The organism is Marinobacter panjinensis, assembly GCF_005298175.1.
GTDB lineage: Bacteria > Pseudomonadota > Gammaproteobacteria > Pseudomonadales > Oleiphilaceae > Marinobacter > Marinobacter panjinensis.
This window is the reverse complement of the sequence record NZ_SZYH01000001.1, coordinates 1-23,090: the sequence shown is the minus strand read 5'-3', so window position 1 is coordinate 23,090 and position 23,090 is coordinate 1. Positions and strand designations below refer to the sequence as shown.

The 23,090-nt window shown below is 58.3% G+C and carries 22 protein-coding genes and 1 rRNA gene; 12 read left to right on the top strand and 11 right to left on the bottom strand.

Annotated features, from left to right (window positions below):
* Nucleotides 1-18: 18 nt before the first annotated feature.
* Complete coding sequence (locus FDP08_RS00110) at nt 19-471, bottom strand: TlpA family protein disulfide reductase (RefSeq protein WP_137434029.1); 453 nt, start codon at nt 469-471, stop codon at nt 19-21.
* Between the two features lie 123 nt (nt 472-594).
* On the opposite strand from FDP08_RS00110, the gene arsC reads away from it, so the two are divergent.
* The 4 genes from arsC to tfpB are packed head-to-tail and all read left to right on the top strand — an operon-like array spanning nt 595 to nt 3,780.
* Entirely contained in the window at nt 595-948 is a 354-nt protein-coding gene (arsC, locus tag FDP08_RS00105; RefSeq protein ID WP_137434028.1) for an arsenate reductase (glutaredoxin), read from the top strand.
* Nucleotides 949-961: 13 nt separating this feature from the next.
* A complete protein-coding gene (gene wrbA / locus FDP08_RS00100) occupies nt 962-1,567 on the top strand; it encodes an NAD(P)H:quinone oxidoreductase (protein WP_137434027.1) in 606 nt (201 codons plus the stop codon).
* 28 nt (nt 1,568-1,595) lie between these two features.
* A complete protein-coding gene (locus tag FDP08_RS00095) occupies nt 1,596-1,964 on the top strand; it encodes a DUF2069 domain-containing protein (protein WP_137434026.1) in 369 nt (122 codons plus the stop codon).
* Nucleotides 1,965-1,977: 13 nt separating this feature from the next.
* A complete protein-coding gene (tfpB, locus tag FDP08_RS00090) occupies nt 1,978-3,780 on the top strand; it encodes a type IV pilus assembly ATPase TfpB (RefSeq protein WP_137434025.1) in 1,803 nt (600 codons plus the stop codon).
* A 13-nt stretch (nt 3,781-3,793) separates the two neighbouring features.
* Here tfpB and FDP08_RS00085 read toward each other — a convergent pair whose 3' ends face one another.
* From FDP08_RS00085 to smrA, 9 genes are all read right to left on the bottom strand, one after another.
* Nucleotides 3,794-4,843 (bottom strand): DUF3080 family protein, encoded by a 1,050-nt coding sequence (locus tag FDP08_RS00085; protein WP_228263193.1) that lies wholly within the window; start codon nt 4,841-4,843, stop codon nt 3,794-3,796.
* A gap of 49 nt (nt 4,844-4,892) precedes the next feature.
* Complete coding sequence (gene mtnC / locus FDP08_RS00080; RefSeq protein WP_137434024.1) at nt 4,893-5,585, bottom strand: acireductone synthase; 693 nt, start codon at nt 5,583-5,585, stop codon at nt 4,893-4,895.
* The gene (locus FDP08_RS00075) at nt 5,582-6,142 is read right to left on the bottom strand and encodes a 1,2-dihydroxy-3-keto-5-methylthiopentene dioxygenase (RefSeq protein ID WP_137434023.1); all 561 of its coding nucleotides are present in this window, start codon (nt 6,140-6,142) and stop codon (nt 5,582-5,584) included. Before FDP08_RS00075 ends, mtnC begins: the two co-directional genes overlap by 4 nt.
* Nucleotides 6,139-6,765, bottom strand: coding sequence for a methylthioribulose 1-phosphate dehydratase (locus FDP08_RS00070; RefSeq protein WP_137434022.1), 627 nt, complete (start codon nt 6,763-6,765; stop codon nt 6,139-6,141). Before FDP08_RS00070 ends, FDP08_RS00075 begins: the two co-directional genes overlap by 4 nt.
* Nucleotides 6,766-6,812: 47 nt before the next feature.
* Entirely contained in the window at nt 6,813-7,784 is a 972-nt protein-coding gene (locus FDP08_RS00065) for an XdhC family protein (protein ID WP_137434021.1), read from the bottom strand.
* A 7-nt stretch (nt 7,785-7,791) separates the two neighbouring features.
* Nucleotides 7,792-9,996, bottom strand: coding sequence for a xanthine dehydrogenase family protein molybdopterin-binding subunit (locus FDP08_RS00060; RefSeq protein WP_137434020.1), 2,205 nt, complete (start codon nt 9,994-9,996; stop codon nt 7,792-7,794).
* Between the two features lies 1 nt (nt 9,997).
* Nucleotides 9,998-10,483, bottom strand: a complete 486-nt coding sequence (locus FDP08_RS00055; protein ID WP_137434019.1) for a (2Fe-2S)-binding protein — start codon at nt 10,481-10,483, stop codon at nt 9,998-10,000.
* Between the two features lie 70 nt (nt 10,484-10,553).
* Nucleotides 10,554-10,745, bottom strand: coding sequence for a hypothetical protein (locus tag FDP08_RS00050; protein WP_137434018.1), 192 nt, complete (start codon nt 10,743-10,745; stop codon nt 10,554-10,556).
* 42 nt (nt 10,746-10,787) lie between these two features.
* Complete coding sequence (smrA, locus tag FDP08_RS00045) at nt 10,788-11,366, bottom strand: DNA endonuclease SmrA (protein ID WP_137434017.1); 579 nt, start codon at nt 11,364-11,366, stop codon at nt 10,788-10,790.
* Between the two features lie 158 nt (nt 11,367-11,524).
* On the opposite strand from smrA, the gene FDP08_RS00040 reads away from it, so the two are divergent.
* The 8 genes from FDP08_RS00040 (at nt 11,525) to FDP08_RS00005 (ending at nt 22,946) form a co-directional block, all read left to right on the top strand.
* The gene (locus tag FDP08_RS00040; protein WP_137434016.1) at nt 11,525-13,441 is read left to right on the top strand and encodes a putative nucleotidyltransferase substrate binding domain-containing protein; all 1,917 of its coding nucleotides are present in this window, start codon (nt 11,525-11,527) and stop codon (nt 13,439-13,441) included.
* Nucleotides 13,442-13,458: 17 nt separating this feature from the next.
* Nucleotides 13,459-14,169, top strand: coding sequence for a 3'-5' exonuclease (locus FDP08_RS00035; RefSeq protein ID WP_137434015.1), 711 nt, complete (start codon nt 13,459-13,461; stop codon nt 14,167-14,169).
* Nucleotides 14,170-14,378: 209 nt separating this feature from the next.
* Nucleotides 14,379-14,642 carry a DUF4212 domain-containing protein gene (locus FDP08_RS00030; RefSeq protein ID WP_007154785.1) on the top strand — a complete coding sequence of 88 codons (264 nt, stop codon included), beginning with the start codon at nt 14,379-14,381 and terminating at the stop codon, nt 14,640-14,642.
* Between the two features lie 6 nt (nt 14,643-14,648).
* The gene (locus FDP08_RS00025) at nt 14,649-16,418 is read left to right on the top strand and encodes a sodium:solute symporter family protein (RefSeq protein WP_137434014.1); all 1,770 of its coding nucleotides are present in this window, start codon (nt 14,649-14,651) and stop codon (nt 16,416-16,418) included.
* A gap of 97 nt (nt 16,419-16,515) precedes the next feature.
* Entirely contained in the window at nt 16,516-17,022 is a 507-nt protein-coding gene (locus FDP08_RS00020; RefSeq protein ID WP_137434013.1) for a hypothetical protein, read from the top strand.
* Nucleotides 17,023-17,074: 52 nt separating this feature from the next.
* Entirely contained in the window at nt 17,075-20,593 is a 3,519-nt protein-coding gene (locus FDP08_RS00015; RefSeq protein ID WP_137434012.1) for a hybrid sensor histidine kinase/response regulator, read from the top strand.
* Nucleotides 20,590-22,233 (top strand): tetratricopeptide repeat-containing response regulator, encoded by a 1,644-nt coding sequence (locus FDP08_RS00010; protein WP_137434011.1) that lies wholly within the window; start codon nt 20,590-20,592, stop codon nt 22,231-22,233. The genes FDP08_RS00015 and FDP08_RS00010 overlap by 4 nt, the downstream gene beginning before the upstream one ends.
* Complete coding sequence (locus FDP08_RS00005) at nt 22,230-22,946, top strand: sensor histidine kinase (protein ID WP_137434010.1); 717 nt, start codon at nt 22,230-22,232, stop codon at nt 22,944-22,946. Before FDP08_RS00010 ends, FDP08_RS00005 begins: the two co-directional genes overlap by 4 nt.
* Nucleotides 22,947-23,012: 66 nt before the next feature.
* On the opposite strand, the gene rrf is transcribed toward FDP08_RS00005, so the two are convergent.
* A 5S ribosomal RNA gene (gene rrf, locus FDP08_RS20640) occupies nt 23,013-23,090 on the bottom strand; the annotation flags it as partial.

The following is a 23,090-nucleotide window of genomic DNA, read 5'->3' as shown; positions in this document are numbered from 1 at the left end:
ATTCCGGATCGGGTGGGTTCAGCGCCCGATCAGTTCTTTGATGTCTTCTTCTGTCTGTGGGCCGAAACGGGCTTCCACCAGATCTCCGTCAGGGTTGACAACGAAGGTGGCCGGCAAGGCTACCGGGGTTTTCCAGCCGAATTCAGGGCCAGGGTCCTCGTTCAGCATGCCGTACCTGATTCCCATTCTGTCGCCCAGTTCAATCAGTTCCTGGCCCCGGATGTCATCGAAGTTTACGCCCAGGACCACAATGGCACTGGACCTGTCGAGGTCATTAAGCTCCGGGATTTCCTCCAGGCAGGGCTTGCACCATTCTGCCCAGTAGTTGACCAGCACCCAGTGGCCGCGCAGGCTCTCCCACTTCAGCACCGTGCCGTCCGGCTTTTCAAACTCCGGATTCTGGCAGCCCGCCAGCATCAATACGACCAGTATTATACCGACTCCACGTGCCCTGCTGGAATTACACATCATTGCACGATGCTCTAAGGGTTTATCAACAGTGTGCCCGGCAGGGTATTGCACAGGGTGGCCTCCTGTTAGACTACAGCGCTCGTACATACTTGCGGTTTACCTGACCTGGAAAGAGGGAGAACCATGACAGAACCGACCCGGATTTTCCACAACCCACGCTGCTCAAAATCCCGGCAAACCCTTGAACTCCTTCGAGAACAGGGTGTTGAACCAGAAATTATACGCTACCTGGAAACGCCGCCAACAGAGCAGATACTGGAACACATCCTCGAGGCTCTCGATATTGGCCCACGGGAGCTGATGCGAACCGGCGAAAAAGAATACAGGGAACGGGGCCTGGACGATCCGGAGCTGGATCGGGAGACCCTGATCAAAGCCATGGTGGCCACCCCGAAACTGATTGAGCGCCCCATTGTCATCAAGGGCAACAAGGTGGCCCTGGGCCGACCGCCCGAGAACGTCCTCAACATTCTTTAAACGGAGACAGGCGATGGCTGCCGAGGCCCCCTACATTCTGGTGTTGTACTACAGCCGCACCGGCCAGACTGCAGAAATGGCTACCCAGATCGCCCGGGGCGTGTCCCGGGTGGCTGGCATTGATGCCAGAATTCGCACAGTGCCGAGCGTATCGCCGGATACCGAGGCGTCGCTGCCGGCGGTGCCGGACGATGGCGCACCCTACGCCAGCAAGGGTGACCTGGCGAACTGTTCCGGCCTGGCCATCGGCAGTCCGACCCGCTTTGGTAACATGGCCGCGCCACTGAAGTATTTTCTCGACAGCACCGGGGACCTGTGGCTGAACGGAACGCTCTCCGGCAAACCTGCCGGTGCCTTTACTTCAACCGGCAGCCTTCACGGAGGACAGGAAAGCACCCTGCTGACCATGATGGTGCCGCTTTTGCACCACGGAATGGTGCTGTGCGGAGTGCCCTACTCCGAAAACGCCCTCAACGAGACCACGTCCGGGGGCACCCCCTATGGCCCGTCCCACTGGGCCGGCACCGGAGAGCAGCAGGCCGTGAGCGACCACGAAAAAACCATCTGCCAGACATTCGGTGAACGCCTGGCCCGGCTCGCCGTAAAACTTATCGACTGACAGCCCATTACCAACAACGGAATTCTGAATGCTTCACAATCCGAAAGCACGCATCACGGCCCGACTGACCATTGCGCTTTATCTTGCAACCCTGGTGACTCTGGTCGTTACGACGTTTTATCCGGTGCAGACTGAGGGTGTCTCGGTAACCCTGATGCTCAGCATCAAACTGATCCCGCTACTGGTGTTTGCAGTGCCCGTATTCCGCGGCCATAACCGGGGTTATATATGGCTGAGCTTTGTGGTCATTTTCTATTTCACCCGTCACGTTGTGTCCGCCTGGCTCAGCGAAGGCGCCATTGCGCCGCTGATCCTCACAGTGCTGACCTTCCTGCTGTTTACAGTGGCCATGGTCCATCTTAAGGTAAATCGCCCACAGCCGGTTTCAGAAACCTGACAGGAAGCACTCCATGGCAGACAGCACCCATCCACCTGCGCCCCACAGAAGCACACTGACCCTGAGGGACATCTGTACGGCACTGGTGACCAGCGGTGACATCACCCAGGAGGACGCTGAGCGGGTTCTGTCAGCCAACATCAGTGCTTTTACAGGTGGCAGCGGGCCAGCCAGCCATCGCCACCCGCTGGAACTGGTCGCCAAGGCCGGCCTGGAAAGCCAGAAAACCGGCCACACCCTGGATCTGGACAAGCTTACCCAATGGCTCGCGGCATGGGCGGAGCAACCCTATTACCACATTGACCCCCTGAAGATAGACACGCCGGCCATCGCCCGGGTGATGTCCTATGCCTTTGCCCAGCGGCATGGCATTCTTGCCGTTGAAATCGGCCGAGACGAAGTGCTGATCGCCAGCAGCGAGCCGTTCAAGGGCGACTGGGAAAGCAACCTGCGGCAGGCAGTCGGCAAGGATATCCGCCGGGTGGTGGCCAACCCCGATGATATCCGCCGTTACACGGTCGAGTTCTACCAACTGGCCAGTTCTGTCAGCAAGGCCGGTGGCAACAAGTCAGCCAACCCCGCAGGTGCGCAGAACTTCGAACAACTGCTGGACCTGGGCGCCAGCGAAAACCCGGACGCCAACGACCAGCACGTGGTCAAGATTGTTGACTGGCTGCTGCAGTACGCCTTTGACCAGCGTGCGTCTGACATCCACATCGAACCACGGCGCAACGTCACCCAGGTGCGTTTCCGCATCGACGGCGTGCTGCACAACGTGTACGAATTTCCGGACCAGGTCGGCGTGGCGGTTACCAGCCGCCTGAAGATCCTTGGCCGGCTGAACGTGGCGGAAAAACGCCGCCCCCAGGACGGTCGCATCAAGACCCGCAAGCCGGACAACAGCGAAGTGGAGCTGCGCCTGGCCACCATGCCGACCGCATTTGGCGAAAAAATGGTAATGCGGATCTTCGACCCGGAAGTGCTGCTGAAATCCTACGAACAACTGGGCTTTTCAAAGGAAGACCGGGAACGCTGGCAGGGCATTACCGACCGGCCCCATGGCATCGTGCTGGTCACCGGCCCCACCGGTTCCGGCAAGACCACCACCCTGTATTCCACCCTCAAGCAGCTGGCCACCCACGAGGTGAATATCTGCACCATCGAGGACCCAATCGAGATGGTGGAGCCGGCCTTCAACCAGATGCAGGTACAGACCAACATTGAGCTGACCTTCGCCTCCGGCGTGCGGGCCTTGCTGCGGCAGGATCCGGACATCATCATGATCGGCGAGATCCGCGACCTTGAGACAGCTGAGATGGCCGTGCAGGCCGCACTGACCGGGCACCTGGTGCTGTCCACCCTGCACACCAACGATGCCCCCAGCGCGATTACCCGGCTGATGGAGCTGGGCATTCCCCCTTACCTGATTCGCGCCACGGTGCTGGGTGTAATGGCCCAGCGGCTGGCCAGAACCCTGTGCCCCCACTGCAAGGAGCCGGGGCCTGTGGACGAGCAGGCCTGGCAGAGCCTGACACGGCCCTGGAAGGCAACCCCACCCAAACAGGTCTATCACCCGGTGGGATGCCTGGAGTGCCGGAATACCGGCTATTACGGTCGCGCGGGGGTGTATGAAATCATGCAGCTCTCCGGCAACCTGATCCGCCAGATTACCGAGCAGTGCGAACTGGAGCAGCTAAGGGTGGATGCCTACAAGGACGGCATGAAATCGCTGCGGCTCAGCGGTGCGCAGAAAGTGGCGGCCGGCTCTACCACTGTCGAGGAGATCCTGCGGGTTACCCCCGAAAGCCAGCGTTAAGCTGCACCATACCTCACGAATCCGGGGACACGCCGCACTGGGCCAGAAGCTGCTGCCAACGCAGGGCATGGGTTTCAGTCGCCCGGTCCAGTTGGCCCCACAGGCTTCCGGTATTTTCCGTGTCCAGGTGCTGCCGGTACCATTCCCTGAAAGCCTCCGGCATAGTGTCCTCCTGCTGCGCCGCCAGTTTCTCCAGCGGTTCGATCAGAGCCTCTTTAGCCTGGTCAACGCGTTGCAGATAAGTCTGAACACCTTCAGCGTAAGCTCTGGAATAGGCCTCCCCGAGGGCCCCAGTTGCTGTGCTGGCACCGTCCTCCGGACATAACGGATCGGTTTCAACCCTCCTGGCCAGCAGAGCTGTTGCATCATCAAGCCGTGTAACCAGCAACCGCGCGCTGTTCATCAACTGGCCTGCCCGATGCTCAGCCTGCCAGCGCTGGTGTACCTCTCCAACGTATTCCAGTGGCTCATCGGTGTTGCCACCCAACAGGCCAGTGACGGTCCTATTAAGCTTCATGACACCACTGGCCAGCTCAGCGACCGGGTTCTCGTCACTCTTTCCGGGATAGTACCCTTGGGCCAGGGTGAAAAGCCGCTCAACCTCCTCCACGCCCCAGGTCGCATTCCAGACAGCAATGGCCAGCGTTTCGGATTTGCTCTCGATAGCCTCTTGCAGATCTTCCTTGACGCTTTCCCGATCAGTCTGGGGGATACAGTTTTCAGCGGCGCGGATAAAATGCGCCTCGTAACGTAACCGGTTCAGGGGTTGCATCACCCGGCCCATAATGGAGTTTCGCTCACCAACCACGTATTGCAGCTCACATCCATAGAGAGACAGGAAGTCCAGCATTCCCATATCCAGGTCAGGCATTTCCAGGAAGCGCTCACGGCGACGGGGGATCTGTGAGACCGGACTGACTTCGGACAACTCAGGGTTCAGTTCCAGGGCGTCCGCCACCTGAACCACATAGTTGTCCATCATCTCCGGAACGCCCGAGTCCGGGGCACAGCTCGCCAGGTAGAGGCACAAAAGAGGGATGATCAGTTTTCGGGTATCAGGCACAAGGCCTCCTGCTCACGGGGGGCTCAGAGAAGAAGGCGCAAGGGGCGGATCAGCGCTGCAGGAGAAACCGGTCTACTTCAGCAAAGTCCCTGGCCACCTGACGTTGAGTTTCCGGGATATCACCCTCGCGAATCAGCCAGATGGTCTGCATGCCAGCACTTTCAGCCGCCTGCAATTCTGCCTCCACATCCGACAGGAAAAGCACCGTTCCGGGTTCTACACCCAGTTCATTGATGATATTGCCGTAGGATTCCGGATCTTTCTTGCCACCGATACGGGTATCAAAAAACCCGGAAAAGAACGGTGTCAGATCCCCCGCCTCGCTGAATCCGAAAATCAGCTTCTGTGCCTTCACGGAACCGGAAGAATATACGAACAGGCGAAACCCTCGATCATGCCAGCGCTGCAGATATTCGGCGGCATCCTCATAGATGTGGCCGCGAAAGGCACCCTGCTGGTAGCCCTGCTCCCAGAGCATGCCCTGCAGGGTTTTCAGGGGTGTTTCCTTACGATCTTCGCGAATCCAGGTATCCAGCACTCCAATGAGCCCCTCGATATCGTTCCTGGCCACTCCGGACGTTTGCGCAATCGCATCCAGTTGTTCCCGGATCTCGATGCTGTCGGCCTCGCCTTCCCGCACAAAATCGGCCATGTGCTTCGCCGAATAGGGAAACAGCACCTCATGAACGAAGGAGATCGAGCTGGTGGTCCCCTCGATGTCTGTCAGGATCACGCGAATCATCCGGCGGCTCCTGCCAGGCGTTCATAACGGGGTAACCGGCTGGCAATGTCCTCGCCGGTGAACTCTGCAACCCAGCCTTCCGGATTGGTGAACAGGCGAATGCAGGTAAAGGCAGGCTCCGGTCCCATATCGAACCAGTGGCGAGTGCCATCCGGCACGCTGATCAGGTCGTTTTTCTGGCACAGAACGGCGTATATCTGGTCGCCGAAATGCAGGTAGAACAGGCCCTGCCCGCGGACGAAGAACCGAACTTCGTCCTCGCTGTGCACATGCTCGTTCAGGAACTTGTTACGAAATGCCTCCTTCTGGGGGTTATCCGGGTTCAGGCTGATCACGTCCGCTGCCTGAAACCCACACTCGTCCTTGAGGGCCTGAATCTCGCCTGCGTAGGCTTCCAGGATATCGTCTGACGATGCGTCCGCGGGCAGGTCCCGGGTGCTCCATTGTTCGAACCGTACACCGTGCTCCGCCAGCAGGCTGGCAATCTTGCCGGCGTCTTCGGTAACGACGCGAGGCGTTTCGGGTGCACTCTGGTCAAAAATACTCAAGGTTGTCATCGGCGGACCCTCATGGTTTCAAGCTCACATTCAAACAGAAATTCAAAGGCTTCAACATGGCGCAAGCAGTCTGCCATGGTCCTGCCCCAGGTATAAAGGCCATGTCCGCGGATCAGGTAGCCCGGCTGCCCGGGATGCTGGCGGAACCAATCTCCGGTTTGCCGTGCCAGCGCAGGAATGTCCTGGGTGTTGTCGAAAACCGGCACCGTGAGCTCTGATTCGTGGGTATCGATGCCTGAAAAGGCTTTCTGCAACTCGTAACCCTGCAATGTCAGAGGCTCTCCGGCCGGCAGCAGCCGGCTCAGCACTGTCGCCTTGACCGAATGGGTATGCAATACCGCACCAACTTCCGGGAAGGTCTGGTAAAGAACGGTGTGCAGCTGTGTTTCAGCGGATGAGCGGGCATTGCTCTGAACGGCTTTTCCGGCCAGATCCACCACCATCACATCGCCGGCGACCAGTTGCCCCTTGTGGCGACCGGAGACGGTAACGGCAATATGTTCATCGTCGATGCGCGCTGAATAGTTGCTGCTGGTGGCCGGAGACCAGCCCTGGCCGTAGAGAAACCGGCCGGCATCAATGATGGATTGCGCCGCAATGGCGTAGCGGGTTACGTCAAACAAAGGGCACCTCGGAACAGACGCGCCGGTTCAGCGCTTGATGGTTTCCATTATAAGGATGGGCGGGCCACCCGCAAATGGTGACGTGCGGCGATAAGGTCCGCAACCACGGAAATGGCGATCTCAGCGGGGGTCTTGCTGGGAATATTGATGCCGATGGGCGCTCTCAGCCTGCCCAGTTGTTCCTGCGCCAACCCTAGCGATGCCAGCCGTTCCCGGCGCTCGGCGGAGGTGCGGGCCGAGCCCATGGCACCAACGTAAGAAGCCCCGGAATTCAAAGCCGCCAGCAGCGCCATGTCATCCACCCGGGGGTCATGGGCCAGGGCCAGCACACCGGCCCAGGGATCATTGAAGGAGCGGCTGACCAGGTCATCCGGCAGTGCCTGAACCAGTGGCAGGCCGGCGTGGCTCCAGCCTTCTGAAAAGGTTGGCCGGGGCTCGCAGAGGGTGACGGAAAAATCGGCTGCCCTGGCGAAGTCTGCCACGTAGCGAGCAACTTCACCCGCGCCCACCAGCAACAGCCGGAACTCGGGCATCAGCCCGTGCCTCAAAACCTGCGCATCCACTGTAATTCCGGCTTGCCGGGTGTCTGCAAGCTCACACCGGGCGATACCGGAGCCGAGGGACACAATCCGGGCAACCGGATTCCGCGCTTTCAGTGCCTCCAGCACCGCTTCCACATGGGGCAAGTCCCGTTCGGGCCATAGGGGTTCCACAAGCAGGCGTATGCGGCCACCGCACGGCAGCCGGAATTGATCCCGGTCGTGGTCGGAGATGCCGTAGTCGATGAACCGGGGGATTTCCGGCCCGCCGGCAACGCAGCGGTTCAGCAAATCCTCCTCCAGGCAGCCGCCGGACACCGACCCGGACCAGTCGCCATCGCTGCTGACGGCCAGCCAGGATCCCGCGGGCCTGGGAGAAGACCCCCAGGTTTCAGTGATGGTAGACAACCACACCCGCTTTCCGGCCAGCAGCCAGTCCCGGACGTCGTTGAAAACGGACTCGTGGGCGCCAGTGGCCATCCGGTCGTTACACCTGTGCTTTCAGGGGGAGCCTGCGCTGGCGCTTGCCAGTCAATGCAAACAGCGCATTACCCAGCGCCGGAATCACCGGCGGAACACCCGGCTCGCCGACGCCCGTTGGCGCCGCCTCACTATCAACAATGTCGACAACCACTTCCGGCCGCTGGTCGTGCCTCATCAACGGGTAATCATGGAAATTGCTCTGCTCAACCTGCCCGTTCCTGAAGGTAATGTTGCCATAAAGTGCCGCTGTAAGACCGAAGATCACACCACCCTCGATCTGATCGCGCACAATGTCCGGATTGACCACCTGGCCACAGTCAACGGCGCAGACCACCTTGTGCACGCGAATTTCGCCGGCCTCAACACTGGCCTCGACCACCTGGGCGACGTAGGTGCCAAAACTGCGGAACAGGGCTATGCCGCGCGCCCGGCCTTCCGGTGCCGGGTCGTCCCATTGCGCCAGCCTGACGGCGCGATCGAGCACCTCCAGATGCCTGGGCTCATGGTCAATCAGCGACCGCCGGAACTGGTAGGGGTCCTGCCCCAGTTCACTGGCCAGCTCATCCATGAAGGTTTCCACCGCAAAGCCGTTGTGGGAAAACCCGACTGACCGCCACCAGGAAACGGGCACGCCCGGGTCCGTGTGGGTGTGGCGGATATCAAGATTCGGCACCCGGTACGGATACTCGATGGCGCCTTCTATGGCGGAGTGATCCTTTGGTGTGGCAATGCCCTCGGCCATCAGCCCCACCCGTCCCAGCGTGTTGTAGAGATATTTCGGTGCCCAGGGATACTGCGCAGGCGCCGCGTTGCGTACGTACCAGTCCAGTATCTGGGGGCCAACAATCTGGTGGTGCCAGCCGGTAACCTGATCACCGCTGACACTGGCCTGCATACGATGCAGCATGGCCGGGCGATACAGATCATGGCGGGTGTCCTCCTCCCGCGACCAGATCAGCTTGACCGGTTTGCCAACCCTGAATGCGACCGCAGAGGCTTCCTCGATGTAATCGTTGGTCAGCCGACGACCGAAACCGCCACCGAGGAAGGTGGTATGGATGGTCACATCGTCCGGTGACAGGTCGGTTACCCTGGCGGCCGCAATACGGCCAAGGTCCGGTGCCTGGGTTGGTGCCCAGACTTCAATTCCGTTGTTCCGGTACCAGGCCGTGGCATTCATCGGCTCCAGCGTGGCGTGGGCCAGGTAGGGCTGCTCATAGCTGGCATCAACCAGGCGTTCAGCGCTCTCGACCGCATCGCCGTAGTCGCCCTCGCTGCGCTCGCTTTCGCCCGGGTCTTCGTCGGCCGCCTTGTGATAGGAAGAAAAGACCTCGTCATTCGACAGGCTCAGGGCGTCGCTGTTATCCCATTCAATGGTCAACACGTCCTGTGCCTTGCGAGCGCGCCAGTATTTGTCGGCGACCACTGCAACGCCCCGCTCAATCTCGAAGACGTCTAGAACACCGGGCAACTTGCGAGCTTCAGAATCGTCGAAGGACCGGAGGCGGGCACCATAACGGGGCGGACGGGTGACAACGGCGTAAACCATGCCGTCCAGTTCAACATCAATGCCATAGATCGGGGCGCCGGTGGATTTGGCTTCGGCATCCAGGCGGCCCCGGTTCCTGCCGATGTATTTCCATTCCTCGCGGGGTTTCAGGACGGGATCTCCTGGAACCTTCTGCTTCGCGGCCAGCTCCACCAGTCGGCCATAAGACAGGCTTTCATTGCCGTTCGGATGCACCACCCGGCCGTCAGCCGCGCGGCAGTCTTCCGGACTGACTTCCCAGACGCTGGCAGCTGCCCTGATCAGCATGATGCGGGCAGAGGCACCGGCTATCCGTAATGGCTGCCAACTGGTCGCCATGCTGGTGCTTCCGCCCGTCAGTTGCAGCTTGTAAAGCGGATTTCGGTACTCAGGGGCCACCGGCGCAAACCTGGGTTGTATGGCGGCAGGAGCCACTTCCAGCTCTTCGGCGATCAGTGTGGTCAGGCCGGTGTAGGTGCCCTGCCCCATCTCTACCCGGGCCAGGGTGAAATAAACCTTGTCGTCGGTCGTCAGCTCCAGCCAGGCATCCGGCTTCCAGTCGCCGCTGTTTTGATCGTAACCGGTCTGTATCCCGGCACAACCCGGCAGCGACAGGGAAATGACCAGCCCGCCAGACGTGCCCGCAGTAACCTTGAGGAAGTCGCGTCGATTCATGGTCATATCACGCCTCCCCGTGACTGGACTGGCCGACGCGGCTTTCAACCACGGACTCGACAGCGGCAACAATTCGGGAGTAAGTGCCGCAACGACACAGATTACCGCTTACCGCAGCAACAATGTCTTCACGGGAAGGAGACTCGTTGTGCTGCAACAGATGAGCAGCGCTCATGATCTGACCTGACTGGCAATAGCCGCACTGGGGAACTCCATGTTCCACCCAGGCCAGTTGCAGGGGATGCAAATCGCCATCGGTTGTCAGGCCTTCGATGGTGATCACATCTCCACCTTCGGCCATTTCCACCGGCGTGGAGCAGGAACGCACTGGCTGTCCATTCAAGTGGACGGTACAGGCGCCGCAAAGCCCCTTACCGCAGCCGAACTTGGTTCCTTTAAGCCCAAGTTCGTCGCGAACGACCCACAGCAGGGGGGTGTCGCTTTCAACCTCAACGGTTTGCTTTTTGCCATTCACAGTCAGGCGCACGGCCATGAAGACTCTCCCGTGTTCACCGGAGCCATGGCCCCGGCTGAGTTTTTATTGTTTGTCAGCCGGAACGGCCTTATTTGACGACGTCCTCACCGTCCTTGTCGGTCCAGATCTTTCGTTCGCCAGTCGGCATTTTCCCCTCGGAGTCCCAGACCTTACGGTCCGTTGTCGCCTCTTCGACCTTGCCGTTATCATTCCAGATAACACGGTCCTTGCACCCGGCCAGGGCCGCTGCCACAAAAAGTACCAACATCAACTGTTTCATTCTTACCTCCGGACCGATCTCATCGGTTTTGGCTGATAATCTTCAGGCACCGTGAATTTCACGGTTACGCTGCTTGTCACGGTCGCCCTTGCGAACCATGACGTAGACGGCACCGGTGCCGCCGTGACGCTTCTGTGCTGAATGGAACGCCAGCACATCGTCCAGCTCCGGAAGCCATTTGGCGATGTAGCTCTTGAGCTGGGCGATACCGTCCGGGTTACGCTCACCCTTGCCGTGCAGGATGATCACCGACCTTAGCCCGTAGCGGACACAGTCAGTTATAAAGCCGAACACCTCCCGGCGTGCCTCCTCGACTGTCATACGGTGCAGGTCCAGGCGTGCTTCAATCGGGTACTGCCCAAGACGGAACTTGCGAAACACCCCGTTCTGGACACCCGGGCGCTGCCAGCACAGGACATCGTGTGCCGTCAGCGGCTCCACCATATCAGCGGTCAGCGGGTTACGGTCCTTCAGCGGCTGATCCATGGCTGACCGTTGCCGCTCAAGGTGACCCGGCGTCAGGTCCTTCGGAGTCTTCACGTCGGCCTTGTTGGGTTTCCGGATGCGACGGACGTCCTTCATCTCCTCCAGAAAGCTAAGGCGCTCATCTTTGGTCGTCATGTCGATATCATTTGCAGTCGGGTTGATGGGACTTTAACACCCGCCGGCCCACACCCGCCACAGCGTTAATAACTGACTATCCGACGAAAATCTTAGGGCCCGCGTACCTGTAGTTAGTCTACACTTCAGGCTCATAACAACCACAACGGAGCGCGTTTATGACCGCCGCACCCCAGGACAGCGAACGCCCCCAGAATACACGCGCCATTATGACCTTTCTGCGCGAGCATTCGCCATTTTCGAACATGGACGATTCACATCTGGCCCATTTTGCAGAACACGCTTCCCTGCGGTTCTATGCCGATGATGATGTCGTACTCTCGCCGGAGGATGGCCCTGTAAAACGATTCTACATCGTCAAGCAGGGGCGCATTCGCGGCGAACGCGCCCGGGACAAGGACGGCGAGACGGAAACCACGTTCGAAATCAGCCAGGGTGAGTGTTTTCCTCTGGCAGCCCTGATCGGCGAGCGCCCCACCCGTACGCTTCACCGCGCCTCCGGGGACACCTTCTGCCTCAGCATTGAACACGACACCTTTGTCACGCTGTTCTCACAGAGTGACCCTTTCCGCGATTTCTGCCTGCGGGGCGTAAGCAGCCTGCTCGACCAGGTCAACCAGCGAATACAGACTGGCGCCATGGCCTCCATAGGCTCCAGCAACTCTCTGGACACCCCCCTGGAACGCTATGCCATTCGCAACCCCATTGTGTGCTCACCGGACCTGCCAGTGCGCAAGGCCGTCGCACGCATGCACGAGAATAATGTAGGCAGCATTGTCATAACCGATGACGAGCGGCACCCCAGGGGCATCTTTACCCTGAGGGACCTGCGCACCATGGTGGCGGAAGAAAAAGGGCCGCTGGACACACCCATCGGGCAGGTGATGACAAAAAACCCCTGCTGCCTGACAGCCCAGGCCGACGCCTTTGAAGCCGCCATGCTCATGGCAGAGCACCACTTTGCCCATATCTGTGTGGTGGATGAGGACAAGCGCCTGATAGGCATGGTCTCGGAGAGAGACCTCTTCTCCCTGCAACGGGTGGATCTGGTCAATCTCGCCCGTACCATTGGCACCGCCAGCCATCTAAGGACCCTGGTCAGCCTGAGAACCGACGTTTCCAGGCTCGTGGACGCCATGCTTGCCCACGGAGCGGACTCCGGTCAGGTGGTAAAAATCATTACCACCCTGAACGATGTTACTGTGCGCCGGGTACTGGAATTGAACATAAAGAAGAACGACCCGGGCATTCCCTTCACCTGGCTGACCTTCGGCAGCGAAGGCCGGCAGGAGCAGACATTGTTGACGGACCAGGACAACGGCATCCTGTTCGAAACACCAGAGGGAATGAGCGAAGACCAGGCAAGGGAAAAACTGCTGCCGTTTGCCGAAACCATCAACAAGGAACTGGCAGAATGTGGTTTCACCCTGTGCAAGGGCAACATCATGGCCAGCAATCCGAAACTGTGCCTCAGCGGCCGTGAGTGGGACGACTGGTTCATCCGGTTTATCGACGCATCTACCCCGCAAAACCTGGTGTACTCGTCCATATTCCTCGACATGAGAGCGGTGTTCGGGCCAACAGAGCCACTGGACGCCCTGCTGGACAAGGTTCTCGCACGCATCCGCAAGAACGCCCTGTTTCAGAAGATGCTGGCGGGCAATGCCATCACCCGCAAGCCCCCTCTGACCATGTTCCGCAACTTCCGCTATGTCCAGGAAGGCAAGAAGAACAAACTGGATCTGAAGCGTCAGGGCCTGGCGCCGTTTGTGGAAGCCGTCAGGGTGTTTGCCCTGGCCAATGGGGTTGGCGAAGCCAACACGCTGGAGCGCATGAGCGCCCTTGCCAAGAAAGGTGTCTTCGACCCCAAGGATGCCAATGCCTGGCAGGAGGCCTATAGCCTCATTCAGGCGATCCGGATGAGAGCCCACCAGGAAATGCTGGAGCGGGAGGAACCCTTGTCCAACTATATCGACCCTGACGATCTCAACCCGCTGGACCGGCGAATTCTTCGCGAATCTTTCCGCCAGGCCCAGCGCTTGCAGCAGAAGCTGGAAGTGACCTATCAACTCTGACCCCCGGGCCGACCATTATGCTGGAGCAGATCAAAGACTGGATTGAACGGCTCAGGGCCGGCAGTACGGGCGGGCCCGACCGTGAACACCTGCCAACCCCGAAAACCGCCGGCGTTCAGCGCCTGTCCGATTGCAGGCTGATCGTGCTTGACCTTGAAACTACCGGCCTCAATGCCGCAAAAGATGAAGTCATTGCCATCGGAGCCGTGGCTATCCACAAAAATGCCATAGTCATGGGGGACCAGTTCGACCTTATCCTCCGGCGCCCGGAGCTGGACATCAGTGAGACTGTCCTGATTCACGGTATCGGCCCGGAAGCCCTGACCCGCGGCCACGAGACCGAAGATGCCCTGTTGCATCTGCTGGAATGGATGAACGGCGACCCGATCCTTGCCTACCATTCAGCGTTTGACCAGAAGTTCCTTGAGAAAGCGCTCAAAAATACCCTTGGATACACCCAACCCCACACCTGGATCGACGTGGCGGAGATGCTACCGGCGTTTTTTCCCGATGCAAAAACCGGAGGCCGGGGCCTGGACAACTGGGCTGATTTTTTCGGCCTAGAGGTCAGTGCCCGCCACCATGCGGCCGCCGACGCCCTCGCCACTGCGGAATTGACCCTGGCAGTTATCAACAGAGCTCACAAAAACGACGTTGTCACATTGCAGGGCCTCATCGACAAGCTAAAGTACTACCGCCGTCTTAAAAACATGCATCGGCCAGGTTAGAAACCCTGGAACTGTGTCGCGTTTGCGGACATTTTGGCAGGCAAATTACTGAGAATTAGACCTTTTGCCAATATCTATATATCGCTTGACGGGTAAAGTCGGAGAGGACAACAAGTCGGAGAAGAACTATATGAATAATAATTTCTCTACAAAAAACACGTCACAGAAAACCCACCCAACCCCCACAACAACAAAACAGGAGTGATCCTATGTCAGGTCATGACTACGATGCTGTGAATTACTGGAAGGCGAACCTTCGCCTGATATTCGGGAGCCTGATCGTCTGGGCCCTGGTATCTTATGGATTCGCCATATTGCTTCGCCCCATGCTCGCCGGAATCCCTATCGGCGGAACCGACCTCGGTTTCTGGTTCGCCCAACAGGGTTCGATTCTTACCTTCATCGCGCTGATCTTTCATTACGCATGGCGAATGAACAAGCTCGATGAAAAATTCGACGTGCATGAGGAGTAAGTTCGAATGGATCAGTTTATAATCAACCTGTTATTCGTAGGCGGTTCATTCGCCCTCTATATCGGTATCGCCGTCTGGGCGCGTGCCGGTAGTACAAGTGATTTCTACGTCGCGGGTGGCGGCGTTCATCCAATCACCAACGGTGCCGCTATCGGTGCTGACTGGATGTCTGCGGCATCCTTTATTTCCATGGCGGGCCTGATTGCCGCTGGTGGTTATGCCAACTCAACCTTCCTGATGGGCTGGACCGGTGGTTATGTGCTGCTGGCCATGCTGCTTGCACCTTACCTGCGTAAGTTCGGCAAGTTCACGGTTCCCGAGTTCATCGGTGACCGGTTCTACAGCCGAAATGCACGGTTTGTGGCTGTAGCCTGTCTGATCGTGGCGTCGGTTACCTACGTTATCGGCCAGATGGCCGGTGCCGGTGTAGCTTTCTCCCGGTTCCTGGAAGTGGACGCCACCATGGGTCTGATCATCGCGGCAATCGTGATCTTCATTTACGCGGTACTGGGCGGCATGAAAGGCATCACCTATACTCAGGTGGCCCAGTATTGCGTACTGATCATTGCGTACACCATTCCAGCGGTGTTCATCTCACTGCAACTGACTGGCAACCCGCTGCCTCCGCTTGGCCTGTTCTCGACTCACGTTGATTCGGGACTTCCCCTGCTGGAGAAGCTGGACCAGGTTATCACTGAACTCGGCTTCCGGGACTACACGGCAGACGTGGACAACAAACTGAACATGGTTCTGTTTACCCTGTCTCTGATGATCGGTACTGCTGGTCTGCCTCACGTTATCATCCGCTTCTTCACCGTACCCAAGGTTGCAGACGCACGCTGGTCCGCTGGCTGGGCGCTGGTGTTCATCGCCCTGCTGTACCTGACTGCGCCTGCAGTTGCATCCATGGCTCGACTGAACCTGATGACCACCATCTATCCGGATGGCGTCCAGGGTCAGGCCATCGAATATGATGACCGGCCGCAGTGGATTCAGGAGTGGGAAGTTACTGGCCTGATCCAGTTCGAAGACAAGAACAACGACGGCCGCATCCAGTTCTACAACGATGGTAATGCCGAGTTCGCAGACGAGGCGGAAGCCCGCGGCTGGGAAGGCAACGAATTCACCTACAACAACGACATTCTGGTATTGGCCAACCCCGAGATTGCCAACCTGCCAGGCTGGGTTATCGGTCTGATTGCGGCTGGTGGTCTTGCGGCGGCCTTGTCGACAGCGGCTGGTCTGTTGCTGGCAATATCGTCTGCGGTGAGTCACGACCTGATCAAAGGTGGCTTCAACCCCAACATCTCGGAGAAAGGGGAACTGCTGGCGGCACGTATCTCCATGGCCGTTGCCATAGTGCTGGCTACCTACCTTGGCGCCAACCCTCCAGGGTTCGCCGCACAGGTGGTAGCTCTGGCCTTCGGTATCGCGGCTGCCTCGCTGTTCCCGGCGCTGATGATGGGTATCTTCTTCAAGCGCATTAACAATGTGGGCGCCATCTCGGGAATGTTGGCTGGCCTGGGTGCTACCCTGGTCTACATCTTCATCTTCCTTGGCTGGTTCTTCATTCCGGGAACCAACAACCTGGCCAACACTCCGGACAACTGGCTGCTGGGCATTTCCCCACTGTCGTTCGGTGCAGTTGGTGCAATCATCAACTTTGCGGTAGCCTTTGCGGTCTCTCATGCGACCGAAGAGCCGCCCATTGAGATTCAGGAACTGGTCGAAAGCGTCCGTTACCCACGCGGTTCCGGCAAAGCTACTGACCACTAAGCAACACATCAGCCAACGGCAGATGACAATCTGACTGGCTGAACCTGAACGGGCTTCCTCATTGGGGAAGCCCGTTTTTTTTCGAGGAATCAATCATATGTTCTGGACTTTTGTGGCGACAGTATTCTGTGGTCTCGGCGCCGCCGGTATCGCCCTCACTATCCGTGCCATCACCCGACAAAAAGCCCCCAAGTGGATTATTCCGGTATTTGCCGGCGCGGGCATGCTGGGTTACCTGATATACATGGAGTACACCTGGTTTGATCTCAAGCAGACGCAGCTCCCGGAAGAGGCTGTTGTCGTCAGCACCGAGGAATATGGCGCGCCGTGGCGGCCATGGGCCTATGTTGTGCCACAGATCGCTGCTTTTACCGTTCTGGATACCAACAGCATTATGGTGGACGACCCTGAACAGAATATTGTTCGCTTCAGCCTTTACCGCTTCGAGCAGTCCTACACCGATGCGGTGTCCCAGAAAATGTATCTGCTAAACTGTGATTCGCGTGAGCTGGTCCCCCTCAAGGGCGAAAAGAGTCTGGATACCAGTGCACTCCGAACATTGCCCGAAGACGACCCGTTGCTGGAGCTTGCCTGCGACCAGTAGATCCGGTTACCGGGCCTGACGTCTGTTCATCGTACTCTGGGAAAGCCTGTTTATGCTCAGTGGCTGGCTGTTAGTCCTCATTTCGATCACTTACATCTCGCTGCTGTTTGCCATTGCCTGGGCTGGTGACCGCCATCCCGGGCTCTATCGCCGGCGTTGGGCAAGAACCCATGTCTATGCCCTGTCCCTTGCAGTCTATTTCACCTCCTGGACCTTCTACGGTGCTGTCGGGCGTGCTACCCAGGAAGGGCTGGGCTTCCTGCCCATCTATCTGGGCCCCTTGCTGGTGTTCGTGTTCGGCGCTCCCCTTCTTCGCCGCATCATCTTCATCAGTAAGCGCAACAACAGCACCTCCATCGCTGACTTCATTGCCTCGCGGTATGGCAAATCCCAGTCCCTGGCGGCCATGGTCGCCATCTTTGCGCTCATTGGAAGCGTTCCCTACATTGCGCTCCAGTTAAAAGCCATCTCCATGGGCTTCAACGTTCTTTCCGGCGCTGGAACGACCCATACCGAGCTGAGCACAGCCGCCTGGAACGACTCTGCCTGGTACATCACCCTTGTGCTGGCGGTGTTTACTGTGCTGTTCGGCACCCGGCACCTGGAGTCCACGGAACACCATCGCGGCATGATTCAGGCGATTGCCTTCGAATCACTGATCAAGATTGTTGCCTTTGTGGCTGTCGGGCTGTTTGTGGGCTATGGCCTTTACGGTGGTTTCGGTGATCTCTGGGGCAATGTCCGTGAGGCCGGACTGGTGGGCACCCTGACAACGGACGGAATAGAGGCACCAGCCTTTATTACCCAGACGCTGGTGGCCATGCTTGCCATTATCTGCCTGCCACGGCAGTTTCACGTTATGGTGGTAGAGAACACCGACTACCGGGATTTCGAAACTGCCCGGTGGGCCATGCCCATCTACCTGATTATCGCCAGTGCCTTTGTCCTGCCCATTGCCGCGGCCGGACTTCTGTCGCCGGAAATCGGTTCCTCGGATCCCGACATCCTGATTCTCAACCTGCCTATTGCTGCCGGCGAACAATGGCTCGCCATACTGGCATTTCTCGGCGGTGGCTCGGCCGCCGCTGCAATGGTGATTGTCTGTTCCGTGGCCATCGCCACCATGGTGAGCAACGAAATCATCATGCCCGCCCTGCTGAAATTTTTCCGCCCCGGCATGAACAAACGCTCGGATCTCAGCTACCTGCTGCTGAGCATCCGCCGTGTGGCCATCTTCGTGGTTCTGTTAACTGCCTACGGTTTTTATCGTATGGCCGGGGAAGACTACAGCCTGACGGCTTTCGGGCTCCTCTCGTTTGCTGCAGCAGCCCAGTTTGGCCCTGCCCTGGTGGGGGGCATCCTCTGGCGCAGGGGCAACCATACGGGCGCGGTATGGGGGCTGGGGCTCGGGTTCCTTATGTGGTGCTACACCCTGTTGCTACCGGCACTGGCTTCAACCGGATGGCTGAACGATACCCTCATCGAACAGGGTATCTGGGGAATCAACTGGACCAGGCCAACGGCCCTGTTCGGCTCCGAGCTCGACCAGATCAGCCATGGCATCATCTGGAGCCTTGGCATCAACACCGTCACCTACATCGTGCTGTCCATGCTCACCCGCCAACGGGTGCGGGAAAAAATCCAGATCGCTTCGTTCTTCCAGGACCCCCAGCCAAAAGCGGAAACACCCCAGCAACAAAGCTGGCAGGGTGAAATCCTGACATCTGACCTCCAGGCCATTGCTGACCGCTTTATGGGAGAGGAGCGGGCGGAGGCCATATTCCGCAACTATGAACGGCGCAACGCCATCCGCCTGCACCTTCACCGCCCTGCTTCATCGCACCTGATGAAGTTTATCGAACGCCAGCTGGCCTCAGTCATCGGCGCGTCAACCGCCAGAGTTGTGCTTGAGTCGACCCTGACCGGCCGGGACATGCAGATCGAGGACGTTGTCAGCATTGTCGATGAAGCCTCCCAGGCCATGACGTTCAGCCGCGAGCTCCTGCAGTCCGCCATTGAGAATATCAGCCTGGGCGTTTCAGTGGTGAATCATCAGCAACAGCTGGTGGTATGGAATCAACGCTACCTGGAGCAATTCAACTACCCCGCCGGTTTTGTCCGGGTCGGACGGCCGGTGGAAGACCTGATGCGCTACAACCTGACCAATACCAATCTGCCGGCAAGACGTATTGACGAGATTATTACCGACCGTTGCAGCAAGATGCGGGAGGGCCGAGCCATGTCCTACGAGCGTCAGCGACCGGACGGCACCGTGCTGCGAATTGACGGCAGCCCGATTCCCGGCGGCGGTTATGTGACCACCTTCCAGGACATCACTGCCATGCGCCGCACCGAACAGGCGCTGAAGGAAACCAATATCTATCTGGAACAACGGGTGAAGGAACGCACCCAGGAGTTGCAGGTAATCAACGAGCAGATGCTCAAGGCCAAGTCGGTTGCCGAGCAGGCTAACCAGAGCAAAACCCGCTTCCTCGCGTCAGCCAGTCACGATTTGCTACAGCCGCTGAACGCGGCCCGTCTGTTCACGTCTGCGCTTGCCGGCAAGGCCCGTGACCCGGAAATGACGGAACTGGTGGAACATATCGACAGCTCTCTGGGGGCCGCCGAGGAAATTATCAGCACCCTGCTGGACATTTCCAAACTGGACGCGGGCGCTCTGGAGCCGGATATCGGCGTGTTCCCGGTCAACGAGATCATGCGTCACCTGGCTACGGATTTTTCCGCCATCGCCAAGGATCAGGGCCTGGATCTGCACGTGGTGCCCAGCAGTGCCTGGATACGCTCTGACTCCAAACTGCTCAGACGGGTGATCCAGAACTTTCTTTCCAATGCCATCCGATATACCCCCAGCGGGAGGATCCTGCTCGGGTGCCGCCGTCTGAAGGGTTATATTCGCATCGAAGTCTGGGATACCGGGCCGGGTATTCCGGACGACCAGCTCGCCCATATCTTTGAGGAGTTTCGCCGTTTCCAGCAGGGCCGGGATAAAAAGGGGCTGGGCCTGGGGCTGGCCATTGTTGACCGTATCTGCGGCATGCTCAACCATCCGGTCAATGTTCGCTCTGTTCAGGGTCTGGGGAGTGTGTTCAGCATCACCGTACCGGTCGCTGCCCCCGAACACAGCGAACAGAACGCTGCCAAGCCCGCCACCGCACCACGGCGCCTCTCCAGCCTGGGAGGGTTACACGTGCTGTGCATCGACAACGACCCTGCCATCCTTCATGGCATGAGTGCTCTTCTGGACAACTGGCAGTGTGACGTCACCACCGCCGAAAGCCTCGAAGATGCGCGCTACAAGCTGAACGGCACAGAACCGGACATCATCCTGGCGGATTATCAGCTTGATGATAACCGTAATGGTCTGGACGCAATGGACGCATTGAGAGAAGAGGCAACCAATGATATACCTGGCATACTTATTACCGGCTACATGGCCCCGGAAGTCAGGGAAGATGCTATTGGCAGGGGTTATCAGATTCTTTACAAACCTGTTAAGCCAGCGGCCCTCAGGGCTGTGGTTAACAAGTTACTCAAACAGAAGCGCCCATGACCGATTCAACAGACACCGCCATCGGTAACACCTTTGCCAAACTCAGTTATCTGGTTGTCGATGACTTCGAAAATTTTCGCCTGTCCATGAGGCAGATGTTACGAAGCTGTGGTGCTGACAAGATCGAACTTCTACCCAATGCGTCTACCGCCGTCCAGTACTGTTCCTACAACCATGTGGATGTGGTCCTGTGCGACTACAACCTGGGAGACGGCAAGAACGGCCAGCACATTCTGGAGGAACTGCGGCACAAGAAACTTCTGAAACGCTCGTCCCTGTTCCTGATGGTCACCGCTGAGACGTCCAAGGAGATGGTCATGGGCGCCAGGGAATACCAGCCCGATGCCTACCTGACGAAACCCATCAACCGCGCCATGCTGGAAAAACGGCTCAGCGGGCTGATCACACAGCGAAACGCTTTACTTCCCATCAATCGGGAAATCGACCGTGAAAACTACCCTGAAGCCATCTCCCTCTGCCTGCAGGCGCTACCCGCGAAGCCCCGTTACAAGACATGGCTGATGAAAACCCTTGCCGACCTTTACTACCAGGTCGGCGATTTCAGCCATGCCCTGAAAATCTATGACGACGTGCTGGCTCAGCGGGATCTCTCTTGGGCCAGGGCGGGGCGCGGCAAAATCCTGGTGGCCAACCAGAACTACGACGATGCCGTTGTCACCCTGAAAGACCTGGTCAGCAAACATCCTGACTACATGGAAGCCTATGATCTGCTGGCCGAAGCACTGGAGAAGCAGGGGCGCCCCACCCAGGCACAGCAAATCCTGGAGAAGGCCGCCGAGCACTCCCCTAACGCGCTCCTGCGACACAAGCACCTGGCTGGACTGGCAGCTTCCAATCAGGACATGTCGACCGCATCGGAGGCATGGCGACAAACGGTTTCCCTGGGCACCTACTCTATTCACGACAGCTCCGAGCATTACCTCGCGCTGGGCCAGTCGCTGTCGGATCTCAGCGAAGGCGATACATCCGACGAAGGTTCGGCTCATGCGGACGAAGCTCTGACCATTCTGCGGCGCATGGAAAAACGTTTCGCAGACCAGGAGGATATCAAGGTCCGCAGCCGCATTGTGCAATCCCGGGTTCATGCCGGCCAGGGCAGAATGAACGAAGCCCAGAAGGCAATCGAGAGTATTGCTGACGAATTGGGCGATCCGGACCTCATGGATCCCGAGGCCGGCCTGGATTATGCCAAGACATTGTTCCGGCTGGGCCGGGACGAAGAAGCAAAAACCCTGCTGACAGCCCTGGCCAATCGCTGCCAGGATAATCCGACATTGCTGCAGAAGATCGAGAACCTGCTTGATGAGCCGGTAGGATTCCGACAAAAATTGCAGGCAAGGTCCCTGAACCGGGATGGCATCAAGGCGTTTGAGGCAGGAAAGCTTGACGAGGCCGCCTCGACGTTCAGTCAGGCCCTTGAGATAGTGCCCTCCCACGCCTCACTCAACCTTAATCTGGTGCAGGTACTGATGAAGAAGTACCAGGAAACCCAAGACGACCGCGATCTGTTGAAGCGCTGTGAGAAATACCTCGCCAAGCTCTCAGGGTTGCCGGAGCAACACCGGCAGTATCGACGCCTGATGTCCCTGCGCAAAAAACTGAAAGGAATGATGTCATGACCATCGAAAATCAGGAGACCTCTTCTGGTCCTCGTGAGTCTCAAAGTATCGACTTCTCCATGGTTCTGGCATCCGCCGTTCATGACATGAAGAATTCCCTGGGCATGTTGCTGAATTCTCTAGATGAGCTGCGCCAGGAGCAAGGTAACTCGGTGGGTGAGTCTTCCCGCTTCAATACCCTGCAATATGAAGCCGAGCGTATGCACAATGATCTGGTGCAACTGCTGGGCATCTACCGGCTTGGTGAAAACAACCTGTCGGCTCACATTGAGGAACACTTCGTCCCCGACTTTCTTTCCGAGCATATGGCCCGGCACACCCCCCTTCTCGAGGGCCTGGGTATCGAGCTGGCGATAGAAGCCGATGACATCAATGGGTTCTTCGATGAAGATTTGCTGACCGGCGTGCTGAATAACACCATTAACAACGCCATTCGCTACACCAAGAGCAAGATCAAACTGACTGCCTCAGAACAGCAGGGTTTCCTGGTTGTTGGCGTTGAGGATGACGGAGATGGTTATCCGGAGAGTATGCAGCACAGCGGCACACCGAGTTTCAAATCCCTGAACTTCAAGAGCGGCAGCACCAGCCTGGGGTTGTTCTTCGCGTCGTCTGTTGCTCAGCTGCACAATGAAGGGGACCGGACCGGGTCCATTCGGCTGCATAATGGTGGCAGCCTGGGCGGTGGGGTGTTTGAGATCTGGTTGCCCTGACCCTTTTTAATTCAGGTAATAAAAAACCCCCGTCGGCGAAGCCGCGGGGGTTTTTCAGTATTAAGAGCCTGACGATGACCTACTCTCACATGGGCAGAAGCCACACTACCATCGGCGCTGGTCTGTTTCACTGCTGAGTTCGGG